Source organism: Corynebacterium vitaeruminis (genome assembly GCF_001054325.1).
GTDB classification, from domain to species: Bacteria; Actinomycetota; Actinomycetes; order Mycobacteriales; family Mycobacteriaceae; genus Corynebacterium; species Corynebacterium vitaeruminis_A.
Window position 1 is genome coordinate 14,732 of the sequence record NZ_JVVM01000020.1, and the last position, 19,002, is coordinate 33,733.

Genomic DNA, 19,002 nt, shown 5'->3' on the forward strand with positions numbered 1-19,002 from the left:
TCATCCCAAGTTGCCCCAGATTCTGAGGTAAAAACAGAGTCTGGATTTTTATATTGCAAATGATGCTCTCCTAAGTGCGATTATCAGTGCGCCCTACTAGAGGAATTTGAATAGCCAAACCTTGGAGCATTTATCTAATGAGTGACACCACTCCCGAGAAATCCACCAAGAAAATTTACCGCTCGCGCAATGACCGCCTCCTCGGAGGCGTCCTCGCAGGTATTGCGGAAAGCCAAGGCTGGGATACCACCTTCACACGCATGGTCTATATCATCCTCCCCTGCATCGGGTCCATGGTTGGCTGGGAAATCGGCGCAGGATTCCTGGCTCTTTACCTCTTGGCCTGGTTCGTACTGCCCGATGGCATGTACACGCTTGACGACGATGCCCGCGACGGCCAGCTCCACCGGGAAAACAAATAAGCAATAAACGTCAAGCTTAATAAGATTGATATCTTTCCGTTACGTGCAACGCTCTCACCAGCACTATTCCAATTTCGTAACCATGCAAATTAGGTAACAAACAGTGAACAAAGTGACAGTTTCCCAGCATTTGACTTGCACAAGCCCCAGAATTCCCTAATGTCTCTTCTGTACGGCTTTTAAGTCGCAACTTCTTCTTCCATTGCCTGATATTCAAAAGACTTGTCAAGTTTCTCATTGAATTTCAATCAGGCAATAGCGGAAGATTCCACTAATTGAATAAGTAACTTAGTTAGTTCTAAAGAAAGTGGTTTTGTAATGCAGAACAAGAAGATGACCCGTATCGCTACCGCAATCGTTGGCTCCGCTGCTCTTCTCGGTGGCCTGGCTGCCTGTTCCTCCGATGACGCACAGGATGCTGCTAACAACGCCAAGGATGAGGCCGGTCAGGTAGCAACCGATGCCACCGACAAGGCTGGCGACGCCATGAACGACGCCAAGGACAAGGCTGGCGATGCTGCCGACGGTGCTAAGGACAAGGCTAACGAGGCTCTGGACGGTCTGGGTCTGGGCGACGCCGCTGGCGATGACGTGGCAGAGGGCGATCTTCCTGAGTCCATTACTGAGGCAGCTTCTTCCTTCACCTCCCCGTACAACTCTGAGGCTGGCGAATTCAAGTCCGCTAAGAAGGTCGGCGACGCAGTTGCCGCTGAGTACGAGAACGTCACCTTCGTTGAGTCCCCGGAGACTAATGGTGCACAGCCACTAATCGGTAAGATTCGCGAGACCTGGGTTGCCGACGGTGCACTGGAGAACGAGATTGGTCTGCCGACCGCTCCGGAGTCCGAGATTGAAAACGGCTGGGAGCAGCCGTTCACCAAGGGCACCATGAAGTGGACCTCTGAGGATGGCCAGAACTACACCGACTCTTACGAGAACAAGTAGTTCTACACGAACCGGTAGATTTTGAGCGTGCCTGGCGGCACGCTCTTTTTCTTTGCCCTGGGCTGTCACATTCCATCTCGTCTAGCTAAAGACGCCAGAGACCCCACGCCTGTGTGCGCCGACAATGTTAATATCAACAATCCCCACGGCAGCCATTGATGCAAAGACCGTAGTGGGGCCTACGAACTTAAAACCAGCTTTCTTCAATGCCTTGGCAAGCGCCTTGGATTCTTCGGAAAAGCTGGGCACCTCTTCGACGGAACGTGGCTCCGGAGACTTCTCCGGTTTAAACGACCACATCAGGTCGGCTAAGCCACCGTGCTCACGCAGAGCAATAGTCGCCGCGGCGTTGTTGATTACCGCAGTGATCTTCCTGCGGTTTCGTATAATGCGTTCATCATTCATCAGCCGTTCGACATCGTCATCGTCGAAGTCAGCAACCGCATCGGGGTCGAAGTTCGCGAAGGCTTCCTGAAACGCGGGCCGCTTCTTTAGAACTGTCTCCCACGACAGCCCCGCCTGAAATACTTCCAGGCTGAGCCGTTCGTACAGCCCTTGCTCATCACGCACCGGCATCCCCCACTCAGTGTCGTAGTAGTCTCTCAGCAGCTCGCTGTGAGCTGCCCAAGCAGGTCGAGCCAATCCATCCTCGCCGATGATGAGCCCGTTGTTTTCCGTGTAGTCCGATCCAATTTTCATCAGTCTTTCCAATCCCCCAATTTCGGTTTGACTTAACTGAATGCCACAGCCGTACTTCGCTGCAGCGCTTAATCCTTGTGCTCACGCTGACGTCCAACCAGAGCACCATGCACCAGATCCAGTGTCGGCGTTTCCACTGACACCTTCTGCCCCATCCGGCGGATTGCGCCAATCTGGGCATCGAGCTCATTGGCAAGCCCTGCTGTGTAGTCGCGCTGCATCGACGAGGTGTTGTCGTAGCCCTGTGCATCAGTAAAGGCCAAGGTTCGTGGCACGATATCGTCCGGAAGCGCGACACCACAGGCGCGACCAACTGCTTCGGTTTCTTCAAACATCCGAGTCAGGCTGTCACGCATTTCCTCACGCAGGTAGCCGATCGGGCTATCAGCCAGGGCACCCAGGGCACCGAGGTTGGCCACGAACATCGCCTTTGCCCAGATATCGACCCAGATATCCGGCAGTTGCTCGCCTCCCAGTCCGGCTGCATGCAGCGCCTCGATAACTTCCCCGACTAGGTCATTGGTGGAGCCATCAAATGTGCCGATGTTCAAACTCATCGGCCCAGGACGGAAAGTGACTTCCGCGGGGCCGGTGTGGATAAAGAAACCGCGGATAACGCCCGGGAACACCTTGTCCTCGCCGAAACGCTGTGCTGCCAAGTACGGGATTTCCACCGAGTTATGGGTGGTGATCACCGCCGCTCCGGCCGGAGCTTGCGGGAAGGGATCGTTGCCCGGCAGCGCCTTGGTCGCCGCAATCACAACATCGACATCGATGCCATCGGCGGTGAGTTCATCCCAGTTATCAGCTGCCTTGACGGGGATAATGCTGCGCTCCCCGTGTTCGTCGATAAGCGTGAGCCCCACCTCACGGAGACGTGTCAGGGTCTCACCGCGGGCGAGAAAGACAACGTCATACCCCGCTTGCACAAGGCGACCACCAAACCAGCCACCGACAGCTCCTACACCTAAAATTCCGATTCTCATAGCTGACACCTTACGACTTCTGCGTCGAGAGCGAAGGTGATTGCACACGGTTGTCCACAGGAAATCTGAGCTATCCCCAAATGTGAAATTTGAGCTTGAATTACTCCCTTGCCAAAACTATGTAAAGCGGAGTAGGGTCAAAATTAATAGATATCAACCCAGGGTTGTTACTCTTTTGAGGCAAGACCTGAGGCCCACAGTTCGTGGTGCCTCGGGTCTTTTTGCGTTTAACGGCCCTGTTCTACCGTGAAAGAAGGTCACGATGGGGTCGTCAAAAGATTCCAGCGCGAGGGCAATAGTTGAAAACCTCGGTGGGCCCGGAAACATCACTAGCCTGACGCACTGTGCGACGCGTCTACGCTTTGAACTCGGTGATGTCTCCAAGATCAGCGAGGACAAAATTGACAAGGTGCCGGGCGTGCTCGGCGTCGTTCACCAGGGCGATAACCGCTACCAGGTCATCTGTGGCGGTGGTGTCGAGTCGATGTACACGGCAATTAAGCACCTGCCAGAGATGAAGGGGACAGGCGCAGTTGCCACTAAGTCCGATGCAGACGTAAAGGCAGAAGCCCGCTCGAAGGCACGCGGTAAGTACTCGTGGCTCGATAACTTCTTCGAGTACCTCTCCGATTCCTTCCGCCCGATTCTGGGCGTGCTGCTGGGTGCATCGCTGATTATCGCGATTGCCGCAGTTCTCGACGGCCTGAACATCGTCGACTTCCGCGCTGAAGATAAGTCCGCCACCTGGATCTTTGTCGATGCCATGTGGCGCAGTGTCTTCTACTTCCTGCCAATCATGGTCGCCTACAACGCAGCGAAGAAGCTGCGGGTCGATCCGTGGCTGGGCGCAGCTATCATGGCTGCACTAATGACGCCAGAGTTTATGAGTCTGCAGGATACTGAGCGCTTCTCGGACACTATCAAGACAGTCAACGAGGAGCTGGGCACCGAAACTTTCACCGCCAACATCTTCGGCCTGCCAATGCAGCTCAATGATTATGGCGGACAGGTCTTCGTACCACTAATCATGGTGGCCATCCTGGCAGTGGTCTACCACGGTTTGAAGAAGGTCTTCCCGGAGAATGTGCAGATGGTCTTCGTGCCGTTTATCTCCATGTTGATTATGATTCCGCTGACCGCTTTCCTCATCGGCCCACTGGGCATCTGGCTGGGCAACGGCATCGGCTCTGGCCTAGCATGGATGAACTCGAACGCACCGTTTGTGTTCGCAATTCTCATCCCGATGCTCTACCCGTTCCTCGTACCGCTTGGCCTGCACTGGCCACTGAATGCGCTGATGCTGGTCAATATCCAGACTCTCGGCTACGACTTCATCCAAGGCCCGATGGGTGCCTGGAACTTCGCCTGCTTCGGCGCAACTGCCGGTGTGCTGGTTCTTTCCATGCGCGACCACGACACTCAGATGCGCCAAACTGCAACGGGTGCACTCGCTGCCGGTCTTTTCGGCGGTATTTCCGAGCCGTCCCTCTACGGTATTCACCTGCGCTTTAAGAGGATCTACCCGCGTATGCTGCTCGGTTGTTTCGCCGGCGGTCTGACGATCGCCATCCTCTCCGCCCCGTACGGTGGCGTGACAACCAACGCCTTCGTCTTTACCTCTCTGATTACCACTGTCGTGTTCAAGCCGATCTGGGTCTACTTGATCTCCATCGCTGTGGCGTTCTTCGTTGCCATGTTCGCCATCATTCTCACCGACTACCGCACGCCAGAAGAGAAGGCTGAGGCCGAGGCCGCACGCGCCGCAGAGCTTGACGACGAGCCCAGCGACGACACCCGGGAAACTGCCTCAGGTGACTCCGCTTCCGCTCCCGCTGGGACTTCAGGCGAAAACGGCTCCGGCGTCGAGACTGCAGCTCCAGCGGCTGCAGCCGCTGGCGCAGGTGGTGTAGCAGCCTCCGTTGCTACCAAGCCCGCACAGGTGCAAGCCCCGGTTTCCGGTGAGGTTATCACTCTTGCCGAGGCCGGCGACGCGGTCTTCGCCTCCGGTGCTCTCGGTGACGGGGTCGGCATCAAACCGACCAGCTCCACCGTGGTCGCACCCGTATCCGGCACGCTGATGACAGTGGCCAAGACCGGTCACGCCTTCGGTATCAAGACCGATGACGGTGTGGAGGTTCTCGTCCATGTCGGCATCGACACGGTCAAGATGGCCGGCGAGGGCTTCGATGTCCAGGTTTCCAAGAAGCAGCAAGTCGAGGCCGGCGATGTTCTCGCCGAGGTCGACTTCGACAAGGTCAAGGAAGCTGGATACTCCACCACGACGCTAATGACCATCACCAATACCAAGAAGATGACCAAGGTCACTCCGCTCACCGGCAACTCCGTCCGGGCCGGCGACACGGTCATCGAAGTTCAGCCATAATTGATTTCTAGGAGGCATACCGGCCTGAAATCCCTCAACTTATCGAGGAGTTCACGGTTACCGACATGGAAATCCTGAGAGTATTCAATAACAACGTGGTCCTGGCCAAGGACGCGACCGGCGAGAAAATCATCACCGGCCGCGGCATTGGGTTCAAGGCCCGCCCGGGGCAGCCGGTTGATTCGAGCAAAGTTGTCCGAATCTTCGTCCCGGCAGAAGGCCGTGATCCGGACTACATTGCCACGATGCTCACAGAAATTCCGTTGGCGCACATCACGCTTGTGACTGATGCGGTAATCGCGGCCGGTCTGCCGGAGTCAATGACGAAGAACGCTTCTCTTCTTGTGGCGTTGGCCGATCACATTGGTTTCGCCATCATGAGGGCAGCTAACGGACAGCGAGCTGATTACCCACTGCTCGCAGAAGTCAGCCAACTTTATAGTGAAGAGTACGCACAGGCGCAGGCGATTTTGTCGCATATCAACCGCGCTCTCAATGACCGTCGTATAGCGCCACTGCCCCGTTCAGAAGCGGTGGCGATTACGTTGCATCTGGTCAATGCCGGTTTTGCCACGGGTGATCTGAGCTTCACCTACACCATGACGGGCGTGCTGCAGCAGCTGCTAACAATCATCGAAAGCGATTTTGGTATCGCGCTGGCGCCGGAGACTGTCAATGTGGGGCGCTTCATCACGCACCTGCGCTACCTGTTCGTACGGATTGCCAAGCATGAGCAGTTGAAGGACTACTCCTCCGCTATTGGCCAGGCCATCCGTGGCTCCTCCCCGGAGGCGTATCGCTGCGCTCAGCGTATCGCCGCGGTCATTGAACTGCGTCTGGGGTCGGGGTTGACGGAGGACGAAATCTCCTACCTCACCCTGCACATTGCACGCATTGTGCAGGCAGCGGCTGTATCTCCCACCGCCTCTGGGGCTAACCGGGGCGTGCGCAACGTCCGTGCTGAAAAAGCACCAGCGGACAGCGCATCTGTGGTGGGGTGTACAGGCACTGTGCCTGAGTCAGAAAATTTCACACATTCGACCCGAAAGGATTCAACCATGATTACTCGCACCGCTACCATCGGTTCCTCCGTCGGCCTGCATGCTCGTCCGGCTTCCCTGTTCACTCAGGCTGCCGCTGAGTACGACTACGACATTGTCATTTCCCTGGACGACGAAGAGGCCGATGCCGCTTCGATTCTGGAGGTTATGACTCTCGGTGCTAAGCACGGCGACGAGGTCACTCTGAGCTGCGAGGACGACTCCGCTGCTGCAGCTCTGGACGAGCTCGCTGCCATGCTCGAGCGCGACCTGGATGCCGAGTAAGCCCAGCTACAACACTCCTGGATAACACCACGGCACACCACGACCGACGGGTCTCCCCGCAGAGGTCCCGAAAAGGAGATCGGAAGCAATGAACGAACAGCACACTGTCATCTATGGCATCGGTGTCTCGACCGGTACGGCCAGCGCTGAAGTAGTAAAGGTACTCCCCGCTCCGGGAGTTGATACCCAAGAGCCGTCGTCGACCGACCCTGTCGCCGATGGTGAGCGCGTCCGCGCAGCGATGGCCAACGTCGCAGAGTCGCTGAAGAAGCAGGCTGAGCATTCCAGCCCGCAGGCGCGTCCGATTCTGGAGGCCACTGCGCAACTGGCTTCCGATAGGGCACTCGCCAAGGCTGTGGTGAAGAAACTCAAGGCGGGCTCCGGCGTCACCCAGGCAGTTCACGATGCCGTTGAAGACTACGCGCAGCTCCTCGCAAGCCTCGGCGGCTACATGGCTGAACGTGTCACCGACCTCTACGATGTTCGCGACCGCACGATTTGCGAGCTGCGCGGCCTGCCAAAGCCGGGCGTCCCGGATGTCTCCACCCCCACTATTCTGCTTGCCGACGATCTCGCTCCCGCCGAAACCGTGGGGCTTGATCCCGAGTTGGTCGTAGGCATCGCCACCGCTGGTGGCGGGCCTACCAGCCACACGGCTATCCTCGCAGCTCAGCTGGGCATTCCGGCCGTCGTTAAGGCGAAGGGCGTCATGGAACTTGAGGCCGGTACCTTTGTCGCCATTGACGGTGGCGCCGGTGAGGTGATTGCGAATCCGACCGCCGATGAGGTCGCCGAGTTGGAAGAGCGCGCTCGTCGCCGGGAAGCCGCCCTGGCACAGTCTGTGGGCGCAGGCAAGACCGCTGATGGTTACCCTGTGAATCTGCTGGCCAACATTGGTACGGCGGAAGATGGTGAGTCTGCAGCAGCGCAGGATAATGAGGGCACTGGCCTGTTCCGTACTGAGTTCCTTTTCCTCGACCGCGACAAGGCTCCGAGTTTGGAAGAACAAACGGAAACCTACACTCGTGTGCTGAAGGCATTCGGTGAGCGACGCGTGGTTGTGCGCACACTGGATGCGGGTGCGGATAAGCCGCTGAGCTTTGCCGACCTAGGCGAGGAAGAAAACCCGGCGCTGGGTCGCCGCGGACTGCGCCTGTCACAGGCTCGGGAAGATCTGCTGGATACGCAGCTAGATGCACTCGCCGCTGCGTTTGAAGCTACCGGCCGAAAGGCTGACCTGCGGGTTATGGCTCCAATGGTCGCAACTGTCGAAGAGACGAAGTGGTTTGCGGACAAAGCGCGTGAGCGTGGCTTGCCGAAGGTCGGCATCATGATTGAGGTGCCCGCTGCGGCAATCCGGGCGAAGCAGCTGCTATCGATTGCGGACTTTGCCTCGATTGGTACTAACGATTTGTCGCAGTACACCATGGCCGCCGACCGCATGCAGGGGGCTCTAGCGGATCTCCTGTCTCCGTGGCAGCCGGCGGTGCTGCAGATGATTAAGTCCGCGTGCAAGGGCAGCGATGCTACCGGCAAGCCCATTAGTGTCTGCGGTGAAGCTGGCGGAGACCCGCTGCTGGCACTGGTCTTGGTTGGCCTCGGTGTGAGTTCGCTGTCCATGGCCTCCAAGAAGGTGCCGGCTGTCCGCGCCGCTCTCCGCCTCCACGACCGCGCTACCTGCCAGCAGATGGCAGCATACGCTGTCGATGCCGAAACTGCGGCCGATGCGAAGGCCGCAGTGACCGCACTGGTGGATCCGAAGGTAAAGGATCTGCTGTAGAGCGACGGAAACAATACTGAGCCTGGAGCACACACTCGGTCAGCGAAATGTGTTCCAGGCTCTTTCTTTTCGCTCCCTGAGATACCACAGGCGGAAAACTTTCTGGGCGATTTCTTGATTTTCCCTCTCTTGAACGCCCCATTAGGATAAATAGAGTGCCTTCGTCAGCACCACCAATGCTGCCGAAGCCCTTCAATAATTCAAAAAGACGGCTCATACAAGCCGCAACTTAATTCACGCATCAGGCTCCACCCAGCCCGTGAAAACTCATAATTTCAAATTAAAAGTGTCAGTTTTCGACATCGTGGCCCTTCATCTATAGGGGCACACGAACTGCAATTGCGCTGATGTGATGGGCGTTTGCGCCACAGCAGCGCCGGCAACAACGGCGTCGCCACAGCAGCAGGCAGCATCGCCCTTGACCTTTTGGGCGAAAATAATTTAGAAAGAACACAATTCTCATGACCAAGTCGAGCGGAGTGGAGTCCCCGAAGTCTTTCGCTTCCATCATCGTTGTTACAGCCCTCATGCTGTTTTCAATGTTCTTCGGCGCGGGCAATCTTATCTTCCCGCCGAAACTCGGGGTGGATTCCGGTATTAACTTTGGCCCTTCAATCACTGGCTTCCTGCTCACGGGTGTGGCATTGCCAGTTCTGGCCATCATCGCCATCGCCATTTCAGGCAACAACCTGCGTGACCTTGCTTTCCGCGCAGGCCGCATCTTTTCCCTGGGCTTCCCAGTAATCGCATACCTCTCCATCGGTGCTTTCTACGCTCTGCCGCGTACGGGTGCCGTGTCGTACGAAACCGGTGTCCAGCCGATTTTCGGCAGCGATTCGCTGGCCGTCGCTGCAACTTTCTATTTTGTTTTCTTCGGTATCGCCTTAGCCCTCGCGTGGAATCCGAGTGAAATTGTGTCCAAGCTGGGCAAGATTCTCACCCCTGCACTGCTGATTCTGTTGGTTGTGCTGGTCGGATTGTCGGCATTTAAATTCGACGCCACTCCAGCTGCACCAATTGAAAAGTACTCCTCTACCCCCTTTGCCTCCGGCCTGGTCGAGGGCTACCTCACCATGGACTCCATTGCTGGCCTGGCATTCGGCATTATTGTGATTTCCGCCCTGCGCGTCAGCGGCGTCCCCGAGGGCAAGCGCATGGTTCGCGGAACCATGATTGCAGGACTGTTCGCCGGTATCTTGCTGGCTATCATCTACCTGGGTTTGGGCTACGTCGGCCAGGTGCTGCCGAATGCCGCGTCATTCGACAACGGCTCGGGCATCCTCGCTGAGGCTTCTAAGCAGGCCATGGGTCAGGGCGGTCAGATTGTCTTCGGTCTCATCGTTCTGCTGGCCTGCATGACCACGGCCGTCGGTCTGATTGCCGCAACCAGTGAGTTCTTCAATCTGCTGCTTCCGGGGGTCAGCTACAAGGTCTGGGCAGTTATCTTCACAGTCATGTCCTTCGCAATGGCCACACAGGGCCTGTCGCAGGTACTGGCGATTGCCGCACCAATCATCACATTTATCTACCCGCCGGCTATCACGCTGATTGCGCTGACACTTCTCGACCCGCTGATCTCCTACTCCTTCAAGCTGTATTACACCTACCGCCTGGGTGTCTGGGTTGCCACCGTCTGGTCAGGTATCTCGGTGCTCTCCGGCTTGGGTGTTGGTGGAACTGCGCTGGCGGACTTCCTCAGTCTTGTACCGGGCCAGGCCATTGAGTTCGGATGGTTCCTGCCAACTCTGGCAGCGGCGGTGATCGGTTACGCAATTGACGTCGTCACGCGAAAGCAGCGCGCACATCGCCCGGCGAGCGTGCTTGACGACGCTGCCGCCGAAGAAGAGGTAGCCGAAAGGGCGTAAAACCACACCCGGTTATTTGCGTTGCATAACGTAAATACCGCACGCTAGAGAAGTAAATTCCATCCGAACAAGGATTGACTATGAGTACCCGAATGCGTTTTACGCAAACGCTTCTTTTCCGCGTTATTGTCGCGATTATTCTGGGCATTATCTGCAGCTTTTTCTTCCCGGAATGGCTGGCACGAATTTTTGTCACCTTCAATGGTCTGTTTGGTAACTTCCTGGGCTTCTTTATCCCGGTGCTGATTTTTGCCCTGATTACGCCGGCAATCGCCAGCCTGGGGCGTGGCGCCGGGAAGTGGCTGGGTATTACCACTGCTATCGCCTACGGCTCGACGGTGTTTTCGGGCTTACTGGCCTACGCTGCCACCCAGGGCCTCTACCCTTGGCTGCTCGGCTCTGATCAGGCCGGTGCATCGGTCGACATTGATGAAGGCGCATTGGAGAGCTTCTTCAATGTGGAAATGCCACCGCCGTTTGATGTCATGACCGCCCTGCTGCTGGCTTTTACAGTCGGAGTAGCGATGACCACCGTGAAGTCCGACTCGCTCTTCCGCGGTGCGACGCAGCTGCGCGAAGTAATCATGAAGATCATCTCGGCATTTATCATCCCGCTGCTGCCGATTTACATCTTCGGCATGTTCCTGGCGATGGGTATGAACGGCAACCTGACCACGACGCTGTCCATGTTCTTCAAGGTGCTCGTTCTGGCTGTTATCGGCACCGTGCTCCTGTTGGCTATCCAGTTCTCCATCGCGGGCGCTATCGCTGGACGCAGCCCGTGGAACTCCTTGAAGAATATGCTGCCGGCATACGCCACCGCTCTGGGTACGTCGTCCTCGGCCGCCACTATTCCGGTGACTTACAAGGCTGCGCTGAAGAATGGTGTTTCGGAGAAGGTCGCAGGCTTTACCGTGCCGCTGTGCGCAACCATTCACCTGGCAGGTTCGATGATGAAGATTATCCTGTTCGCGTTTGCGGTGATGTTCATGGCGGACAAGCCGGTTTCGCCGGGCATGGCCGTGGGCTTCATCCTCACGTTGGGCATCACCATGATTGCTGCTCCGGGTGTTCCGGGTGGCGCAATTATGGCCGCTGTCGGCGTGTTGCAGTCCATGCTGGGCTTCGATCAGGAGCAGGTCGCTTTGATGATTGCCGCCTACATCGCCATCGACTCCTTCGGCACCGCATGTAATGTCACTGGTGACGGTGCAATTGCCATGATTGTTAACCGCTTCGCTAAGGACGATGTCATCGACCGTTCCGAAGAGCTCAGCTTCGACGCTGAAGAGGCCAATTCCGCATCTTCCGCAACCGAGGCCTAACAGGCTTCGGGGTATATGTAAAAATTAAAGAAAACATCCACCGGTCAAACCCCCGTCGCAATCTTTCAAGGTCTTTTCATAGGCCAATGTGGCGGGTGTTGGCATACATGTAAGGGGCCCGCCTTGGACTTCATTTCGACTCGCGACCCAGAGCGCACGCCGCACAAGTTCTCAGACATTCTCCTGGGAGGTCTCGCTGACGACGGTGGCCTCTACCTGCCGGTCGAGTACCCACAGATTGACGATGCCACTTTGACTCGTTGGCGCTCCGTGCTTGTCGACGACGGTTACGCAGCCTTGGCTGCAGAGGTCGTCAGCCTTTTTGTGGACGACATTCCACTAGAGGATTTGCGCGGTATCTGTGCGCGTGCGTACACCTACCCGAAGTTCTCCGACCCGGATATTGTGCCGGTGACGAAGTTGGAGGATCAGCTCTACATCGGCCACCTGTCCATGGGCCCCACTGCGGCGTTCAAAGATATGGCGATGCAGCTACTCGGTGAGTTCTTCGAGTACGAGCTGGCTCGCCGTGGTGAGACCCTGAACATCCTCGGTGCCACCTCTGGGGACACGGGATCATCGGCCGAGTATGCAATGCGCGGCCGTGAGGGAATCAGCGTGTTCATGCTGACTCCGGCTGGCCGAATGACCGCTTTCCAGCAGGCTCAGATGTTTGGTCTGCAGGACGCCAACATTCACAACGTTGCTCTCGACGGCGTCTTCGATGACTGTCAGGACATTGTTAAGGCTGTCTCCGGGGACTTGGATTACAAGGCCAGCCGTCACATTGGCGCGGTCAATTCCATCAACTGGGCTCGCCTGATGGCGCAGATTGTGTACTACGTTTCCTCCTGGATTCGTGTCACTGGTGGCAACGGCGCGAAGGCCGATAACTCGCAGAAGGTCAGCTTCAGTGTGCCGACAGGCAACTTCGGCGATATCTGCGCTGGCCACATTGCACGTCAGATGGGTGTGCCGATTGACCGTCTGATCGTGGCTACCAACGAAAACGATGTCTTGGATGAGTTCTTCCGCACTGGTGCCTACCGCGTGCGCAGCGCTGCGGAGACGCAGGCGACCTCTTCCCCATCGATGGATATCTCCCGCGCGTCGAACTTCGAACGTTTCATCTTCGACCTACTGGGTCGCGATGCTGAGCGCACTGCAGATCTCTTCGGTGTCAAGGTCAAGGAGGGTGGTTTTTCTCTTACTGCTGATCCAATCTTCCCGGAGGCTTCTGCCCAGTACGGTTTCCTCTCCGGTCGTTCCACCCACGCCGACCGTGTTGAGACCATCAAGGACTGCTGGGAGCGCCTAGAGGTCATGGTCGATCCGCACACCGCTGACGGCATCCACGTCGCCCGCGGCCTGGTAAATCAGGTGGCCACCCCAATTGTCTGCCTGGAGACCGCCCTGCCGGTGAAGTTCTCCGAGACCATCCTGGAAGCCACCGGCCGCGAGCCGGACTGCCCGGAGCGTTTCGCGGACATCATGGATGCCCCACGCCGCGTTACCGAGCTTCCGAACGATGTCGATGTGGTGAAGAAATTCATCGACGACAACGTGGCTTAAAACCGGTCTAGCTCCCCCATCCGCGCAGCGCCAATGTGGAAAAGTGCCCTATTTTTTAAGGGCAAACGGCATTATCTTGGGCTATAGGGCTGTTATTACCCCCGTGATTACCTCACAATTGTTCGCATGAGTTTCACTCGAGTTAATAGCCGCCCTATGCCCCACGCGCCCGCGCCTTCCAAGGAGGAAGGTTCACAAAAGACCACTACGGTCTCACAGGCGCTGGCCGACACACTGGCTCAGCACTGCGACCACTGCTTCGGCCTCATCGGTAACGCGAACTCCCACTTCACGTCAGCCCTGACCGAATCGGGATTCGGCTACTCCTCCGTCCGACACGAATCAGCTGCTGTCGGTGCCGCCGATGCCTTCCACCGCGCTGGTGGAGGGCTTGCAATCGCGACCGCCACCTGCGGCGCAGGATTCACCAATGCGCTGACTACTCTGGCCGAGGCACGGGTAGCTCGTATTCCGCTGATTTTTGTCGTCGGCACGCACCCGGCGCGCCCGCGCCCCTTTGACCTCAATCAGGCGGCGCTCCTCGATGCCCTCGACGTCTGTCATCGCACTATCACTCCCGAGTCCGCGCGTGACGACGCGAACTTTGCGGTTCAGCACGCGCTGAGCTCGCGGCAGCCTGTTGTGCTGCTGCTCCCCTATGACATTCAAGAAGCACCGATAGCGGCAGCCGCACCTGAGACTCAGCCAGCTAATCAGGAACACCTCCACACCTGCCGGCCAGACTGGGTGGAAGCGACCGTCTCGTCGCTGGCCGAGGAACTGCAGGCCGCCCGTCGCCCTCTCATTATTGCTGGTAGAGGTGTGCTGCTCTCCGATACTGCAGAACTTGTTCGCCGCATCGGTGACCGCGTGGGGGCGCTGTTTATGCACTCAGCGATGGCTCGTCACGTGCTTTCCAGTCCGTGGCTGATTGGCACTGTTGGCGGTTTTGCACACGCGTGGCAGGTGGAGCTAGCTCGACAGGCCGACGTGGTCCTGTTCCTGGGAGCGAGTTTCAATGCATTCCAAAACCGTGGCGGCAACATGTTTGCACCGGATGCGAAGATTATCCAGGTCGTCGACGAGCCCCATCCCGCCGCGCAGCCATCGGTGACACCGCTATTGGCTAAGTTGGAGGAACTTCTGCCCATACTGGCAAAGCAGCTAGAAAATGCACCGGGGTCCCCGGCGCAGACGGGCGAAGATAGCGCAATGGGTGAGGCGCTGGGATCTTCGGCAAGCACATGGCGTGCGGAGCTGAAGACACTGCCGACGACAGCGGAGGTCGAGTCACTAACGTGCGCGGATGGCAGGTTGGACCCGCGGGCGTGCCTGCAGTACCTGAATCGTGTCCTCCCTGATCAGCGTGCTGTGTGTACCGACGGCGGCCATTTCCTGGGGTGGGTGCCGAAGTATCTCGATGTGCCTGGCCCGGAGCAGCAGGTGATTGTGGGCACGGCGATTCAGTCGATTGGTTTGGGCATGGGCTCGCTCGTGGGGCTCGCGGCAGCGCGGCCCGAGGACTATTGCGTGCTGGTCGCCGGTGACGGTGGTGGCACGATGGGCATTGCGGATATGCCTGCGGCAATTGAGCAGCTGCGACGTGGCCGTGGTGGTTGCGTGGTGTTCATTAACGATGCTGCCTACGGCGCGGAGTTGCACCAGTTTGGCGATGCCGGGTTGGACACCTCGTCGATGGAGATTGCCGACTACGATTTCGCCGCAGTCGGGCGTGCTTATGGCGCCGAAGGTTTCAGTGTTCGGACGCCGGCGGACTTTACACAGCTAGACGCCTATTTCCGCAACGTTTTCAACTCCGATGAGGCTTCCGTCGCCGTGATTGATTTCAAGGTCTCACGCCTGGTGGTTGCGGACTTCGTGAAGGAGGTTCTGGCAAAGGCGCAACGCTAGTTGGACGTGAGCATGGTCGGGGCAGCCTAACTCCCCGGCACGACCCCGCTTCAGCCCGATTCGTTGATGGGGTCTACAATGTGGCGAGTGGTAAAGCAGCGTAACGGTAGAGATCAGATTTCATCAACGAATCAGCCAGCCACCGCCGTGGCAAAGGATCCGCGCGAGCACGTCACTGGCCGTGCGATTGCCGTCTGGCTTGCGGCGCTGATTACCTACATCGTTGCCATCGTCGGGCGTACCTCCATGGGTGTCGCTGGAGTTGAGGCGCTCGATCGCTTCCATATCAACGCCTCTCAACTCGCGGTGTTCACTGCCGTGCAGGTTGGTGTCTACGCCCTGGCGCAGATTCCGACGGGCATCATCATTGACCGCGTCGGCGCGAAGAAAACCATGATTGTGGGCGCGTTGATTATGGCGCTGGGCCAGGTCATCATCGCGTTTTCAACGTCGTATCCGCTGGCTGTCATCGCTCGCGTCTTCATCGGCGCCGGCGATGCCACCGCATTCCTCGGAGCTATGCGACTGCTGCCGGCCTGGTTCCCGTTGCGCGTCACTCCCCTGTTCACGCAGCTAACGGCAGGTCTAGGCCAGCTCGGCCAGTTCATCTCCGCTGTTCCTTTTCTCGCGATTCTCCACGCCGCAGGGTGGGTGCCTGCGTTCCTGTCACTGAGCACCGCGGGTCTTCTCATCGCTATCGTAGGCATGATTGCGCTTGCCGAGGCCCCGGAGGACACCTCCACGGTCAAGATGTCACTTCGCGAACGCCGTGCCGCCAAGAAAGCCGCGAAGGCAGCTGGAGCTGATGACGGCGTTTCTGCCGCTGCCGATGAAAAGCTGGCTATCGGCCAGACGCTGAAGATTGTCACCACTCACCCAGTGTGCTGGCAGGGTTTCTTCACGCACTGGACCGGTTTGATGCATCAGTGCATCTTCACATTGCTGTGGGGCATGCCTCTGATGACGCTGGGGATGGGTCTTAAGCCCTCCGAGGCCAGTGTGGTGCTGGTCATCAACACGCTATCGGTGATTATCGCCGGGCCGTTGATGGGCATGGTGTCGGCACGCACGGGTCGCGACCGCATCAAGGTTGTTGTCGCCATCGCGTTTATCAACATGGTCGTCTGGATTGCGTTCCTAGCACCGAGTAACCCACCGGCATACTGGGCAATCATTGTGGTCAACATCCTGATGGCCGGGCTTGGCGCGATGTCCAACTTCGGCTTCGACTCCGTGCGCGAAGAGGTCGACCGCAAGGTACTCGCCACCGGCACAGGGCTTGCGAATATGGGCGGTTTTGTGGCCACCATGCTCGCAGCCCAAGGTGTCGGCTTCCTGCTGGATATCGCAGCTCCCGATGGAAACTACACCTGGGAGACCTTCCGCATTGGCTGGTTGGCCGTCGTAGGTGTGTGGCTGATTGGTTTCGTTGGCCTGCTGGTGGCAAAGCGTGCGGCCGCACGCTTTGTGACCCAACAGAGCCGCTTTGAGCTGGAACCTACAGAGTAGGAATTGCAGAAAGCTGAGCGGCAGCGCGACTAGAACAGCGAAAGCTGCTCTGGTCCGTCCAGTCCCTCCGAGTCGTCTGAGTTCTCCGCTTGCTCGGATGAGCCTGCGCGGCCACTATCCGCAGTGCGTTCGCTGTCATCGGTCTGAGCGCCATCAACAGCGCGCTCACCTGTGTCAGTTTCAGAGGTGGCGCTCTCCGGGACGTCGTCAAGCGAAGGCGTTGGTTCTACGGCCTCGCGCTCATACATTTCCTGCAGCTTCTCAGTCTTGGTGATGCGAACCAGCTCAGCGTAGATGACCAGCTTCATAGAGCTGTTGACCAATGGGCCCAGCTGGGAAAACAGGACATCGACGTCGCCGTCGACCGCGAGGCATGCGCGGCGCAAGCTCTCCTCGGAAATAATCCAGCGAGAATCTTCAGCGCAGGTTTCGCGGTCGCCAATGAAGTCCAACGCGAGGGCAACCTGATTGCTGGCGACACCATCCAGTGTGGCGGCTAGGCGCTCGTTGGGAGCGGCGTCCTTGAACAGACGGGCGATCTGGATTGCCTCGGCCGTCGGCACCTGGCCAGCGGCATACTCAGCGATGAGTTCGGCCATGCGCTGAGCGCCGACGTGCTGATCAGTCAGCCAAATGTCGTGCAGGGCGTACATGATGGCCATGGCCTGCCACGAGGCGTGTCCCTGGTAGAGAATGCCCAAAATGCCGGCTTGCTCCAGCAGCCAGCCGACCATCGCTTCCCCGTCGGCACCGTTGCGGGCGCAGAGGTTATCGACCTTCCAAGCCATGTGTCCTTCGACGCAACAGCCGTAGAACTTCTGGTCTTCCTCCAGCTGTGCGGCCAGCGACACTACTTCACGCGCGGCATACGGGTATCCGTAAGCAAGGGTGGCATGCGACAGATCATCGACTCCCATCGTCACCCACGGAAACTCACCGTGCCACGGACCGCGACCGACCAGAAAGCCCGCCGCGAGGTACGCCCAGCGGGTCGAGGCATCGGCGTTGTACCAATACTGCAGCGCGCGCGGAGTCGGATGCCCGCTGTCCGCGTGAATCAATCCCGCATTGACCAGCATTTCCACAATCCAGGGTGCCGCGAAGCCACTCGCACCAATCGATGCTGCGAAATCTTGAATCCACAGCAGGCTCGATTCCTCATACATGTGCAACGGATCCTTCAGGCGTCCGTCTCCACTGCCAGCCGCATCCATAAACGCGGAAGCGAACGCCACCGCAGCCACAGAAGCTTCGGTCAATTCCTTTGATTCCAACGTTGCCGGGAACGACTCCGTGGGGTGCGGCTTACGAATTGACCACATGTCACCCTTGAGCGCCAACGCCACAGCGCCCACCAGACGAGCGACCTCTACCGGACCGTTGTGCGCCTCCGGATCCTGCTCGAATATCGGCATCGCCGATTCTTCCACCACAGTCAGCAGTAGCCGCTCTTCGGCCCAGCGCACCGCGTCGGCACGCAGCTCAGACCACATGTAGGAAGGCAAGTACTTCTCATCGGTTGCCATCCAGCGCAGCTCATTGCGAATATCCACCGGCGCTGTCATCACCAGAGCTCGCACCTTCGCCGGATCGCAGAGGAAGCCCGCAATCTGCTCGACTTGGCGAGCCTGCACATTTCGCACCGTCAGATCGCTGGCGTTCAGTGTTCGCAATGTGCCCTCTTCCCGCGTGTTATCCGGTTCCAGTCCCATGCGCTCCATGCGGCGGCTCAGCACGTCCGCTGGCATATTCGCTACCAAGTCGGCGACGCGGAAGCTGAGACTCGGCTCGGCCGGGAACACCTCCGAAATATGTGGCGGCACATGCCATACGCCCGCCGGTTCCTCCCACACGAGCCCCTGACGCTGGCCACGGCGCAGCACATGCTCAAGCTGCTGCTTGCCGACGCGACGCCGCTTGCGGTCAACACCCTTCGGCGTATCGTGCGCCATCACGTCCGCATCCGATGCCCAAAAAGCCACTTCCGTGAGGGTATCCAGTGATGCGGAGTCCTCCAGAATATGAACCAAATGGGCCACATCGAGAACATCGGGATCACAAAAAGACAGCGCCGTATGTGCTGAATCCTGCGACATCAACAATTCCACAGCGTCTTGCCCAGCAGCTGAAGTGTCTGCTGCTGGGCACGTGCGGCTCAACAAAAAACGCAGGTCAGTGCCGTCGAGGTTGAGAATGAAATCCTCATACCTAGGGCGAACCGAGTAATCGACGTTGCGTTCCATAGCCCACCATTATGCCCGGTCGCCGTGCTAAGACAAA

Annotated in this window: 13 protein-coding genes and 1 pseudogene; 11 read left to right on the forward strand and 3 right to left on the reverse strand. The window is 58.1% G+C overall.

The window, feature by feature from the left end:
* The first annotated feature begins 137 nt into the window (after positions 1–137).
* Positions 138–422, forward strand: coding sequence for a PspC domain-containing protein (locus ADA16_RS04290; protein ID WP_048759504.1), 285 nt, complete (start codon positions 138–140; stop codon positions 420–422).
* A gap of 318 nt (positions 423–740) precedes the next feature.
* Positions 741–1,367, forward strand: a complete 627-nt coding sequence (locus tag ADA16_RS04295; RefSeq protein ID WP_048759506.1) for a hypothetical protein — start codon at positions 741–743, stop codon at positions 1,365–1,367.
* A gap of 81 nt (positions 1,368–1,448) precedes the next feature.
* Here ADA16_RS04295 and ADA16_RS04300 read toward each other — a convergent pair whose 3' ends face one another.
* Both ADA16_RS04300 and ADA16_RS04305 read right to left on the reverse strand, forming a co-directional pair.
* On the reverse strand, positions 1,449–2,066 hold the full coding sequence (locus tag ADA16_RS04300) for a DNA-3-methyladenine glycosylase I (protein ID WP_048759507.1): 618 nt from the start codon (positions 2,064–2,066) through the stop codon (positions 1,449–1,451).
* Positions 2,067–2,134: 68 nt separating this feature from the next.
* Entirely contained in the window at positions 2,135–3,052 is a 918-nt protein-coding gene (locus ADA16_RS04305) for a 2-dehydropantoate 2-reductase (RefSeq protein WP_048759508.1), read from the reverse strand.
* A 262-nt stretch (positions 3,053–3,314) separates the two neighbouring features.
* Here ADA16_RS04305 and ADA16_RS04310 point away from each other — a divergent pair, with 262 nt between their 5' ends.
* The 9 genes and pseudogenes from ADA16_RS04310 to ADA16_RS04345 all read left to right on the forward strand — a co-directional run bounded on the left by ADA16_RS04310 (position 3,315) and on the right by ADA16_RS04345 (position 16,722).
* Positions 3,315–5,435: a glucose PTS transporter subunit IIA gene (locus ADA16_RS04310; RefSeq protein ID WP_048759510.1), complete on the forward strand. Its 2,121-nt coding sequence runs from the start codon at positions 3,315–3,317 to the stop codon at positions 5,433–5,435.
* Positions 5,436–5,500: 65 nt separating this feature from the next.
* Positions 5,501–6,316: pseudogene (locus ADA16_RS11335) on the forward strand (PRD domain-containing protein); the annotation flags it as partial.
* 177 nt (positions 6,317–6,493) lie between these two features.
* Positions 6,494–6,760: an HPr family phosphocarrier protein gene (locus ADA16_RS11340; protein WP_224433282.1), complete on the forward strand. Its 267-nt coding sequence runs from the start codon at positions 6,494–6,496 to the stop codon at positions 6,758–6,760.
* Between the two features lie 88 nt (positions 6,761–6,848).
* The gene (gene ptsP / locus ADA16_RS04320; RefSeq protein ID WP_048759512.1) at positions 6,849–8,540 is read left to right on the forward strand and encodes a phosphoenolpyruvate--protein phosphotransferase; all 1,692 of its coding nucleotides are present in this window, start codon (positions 6,849–6,851) and stop codon (positions 8,538–8,540) included.
* A 461-nt stretch (positions 8,541–9,001) separates the two neighbouring features.
* A complete protein-coding gene (gene brnQ, locus ADA16_RS04325; RefSeq protein WP_048759514.1) occupies positions 9,002–10,405 on the forward strand; it encodes a branched-chain amino acid transport system II carrier protein in 1,404 nt (467 codons plus the stop codon).
* A gap of 80 nt (positions 10,406–10,485) precedes the next feature.
* Positions 10,486–11,730 (forward strand): dicarboxylate/amino acid:cation symporter, encoded by a 1,245-nt coding sequence (locus ADA16_RS04330; RefSeq protein WP_048759515.1) that lies wholly within the window; start codon positions 10,486–10,488, stop codon positions 11,728–11,730.
* Positions 11,731–11,853: 123 nt separating this feature from the next.
* Positions 11,854–13,302, forward strand: coding sequence for a threonine synthase (gene thrC / locus ADA16_RS04335; RefSeq protein WP_048759516.1), 1,449 nt, complete (start codon positions 11,854–11,856; stop codon positions 13,300–13,302).
* Positions 13,303–13,428: 126 nt separating this feature from the next.
* Entirely contained in the window at positions 13,429–15,213 is a 1,785-nt protein-coding gene (locus ADA16_RS04340) for a thiamine pyrophosphate-binding protein (protein WP_239659336.1), read from the forward strand.
* Positions 15,214–15,291: 78 nt separating this feature from the next.
* Complete coding sequence (locus ADA16_RS04345; protein WP_048759522.1) at positions 15,292–16,722, forward strand: MFS transporter; 1,431 nt, start codon at positions 15,292–15,294, stop codon at positions 16,720–16,722.
* Positions 16,723–16,751: 29 nt separating this feature from the next.
* Here the strand turns inward: ADA16_RS04345 and ADA16_RS04350 are convergent, their stop codons facing one another.
* A complete protein-coding gene (locus tag ADA16_RS04350; protein ID WP_048759530.1) occupies positions 16,752–18,965 on the reverse strand; it encodes a hypothetical protein in 2,214 nt (737 codons plus the stop codon).
* Positions 18,966–19,002: the final 37 nt, after the last annotated feature.

Coding starts and splice junctions, on each gene's coding strand:
- ADA16_RS04290 (WP_048759504.1), top strand. CDS start 138: ATGAGTGACACCACTCCCGAGAAATCCACCAAGAAAATTTACCGCTCG.
- ADA16_RS04295 (WP_048759506.1), top strand. CDS start 741: ATGCAGAACAAGAAGATGACCCGTATCGCTACCGCAATCGTTGGCTCC.
- ADA16_RS04300 (WP_048759507.1), bottom strand. CDS start 2,066: ATGAAAATTGGATCGGACTACACGGAAAACAACGGGCTCATCATCGGC.
- ADA16_RS04305 (WP_048759508.1), bottom strand. CDS start 3,052: ATGAGAATCGGAATTTTAGGTGTAGGAGCTGTCGGTGGCTGGTTTGGT.
- ADA16_RS04310 (WP_048759510.1), top strand. CDS start 3,315: ATGGGGTCGTCAAAAGATTCCAGCGCGAGGGCAATAGTTGAAAACCTC.
- ADA16_RS11340 (WP_224433282.1), top strand. CDS start 6,494: ATGATTACTCGCACCGCTACCATCGGTTCCTCCGTCGGCCTGCATGCT.
- ptsP (WP_048759512.1), top strand. CDS start 6,849: ATGAACGAACAGCACACTGTCATCTATGGCATCGGTGTCTCGACCGGT.
- brnQ (WP_048759514.1), top strand. CDS start 9,002: ATGACCAAGTCGAGCGGAGTGGAGTCCCCGAAGTCTTTCGCTTCCATC.
- ADA16_RS04330 (WP_048759515.1), top strand. CDS start 10,486: ATGAGTACCCGAATGCGTTTTACGCAAACGCTTCTTTTCCGCGTTATT.
- ADA16_RS04340 (WP_239659336.1), top strand. CDS start 13,429: ATGAGTTTCACTCGAGTTAATAGCCGCCCTATGCCCCACGCGCCCGCG.
- ADA16_RS04345 (WP_048759522.1), top strand. CDS start 15,292: ATGTGGCGAGTGGTAAAGCAGCGTAACGGTAGAGATCAGATTTCATCA.
- ADA16_RS04350 (WP_048759530.1), bottom strand. CDS start 18,965: ATGGAACGCAACGTCGATTACTCGGTTCGCCCTAGGTATGAGGATTTC.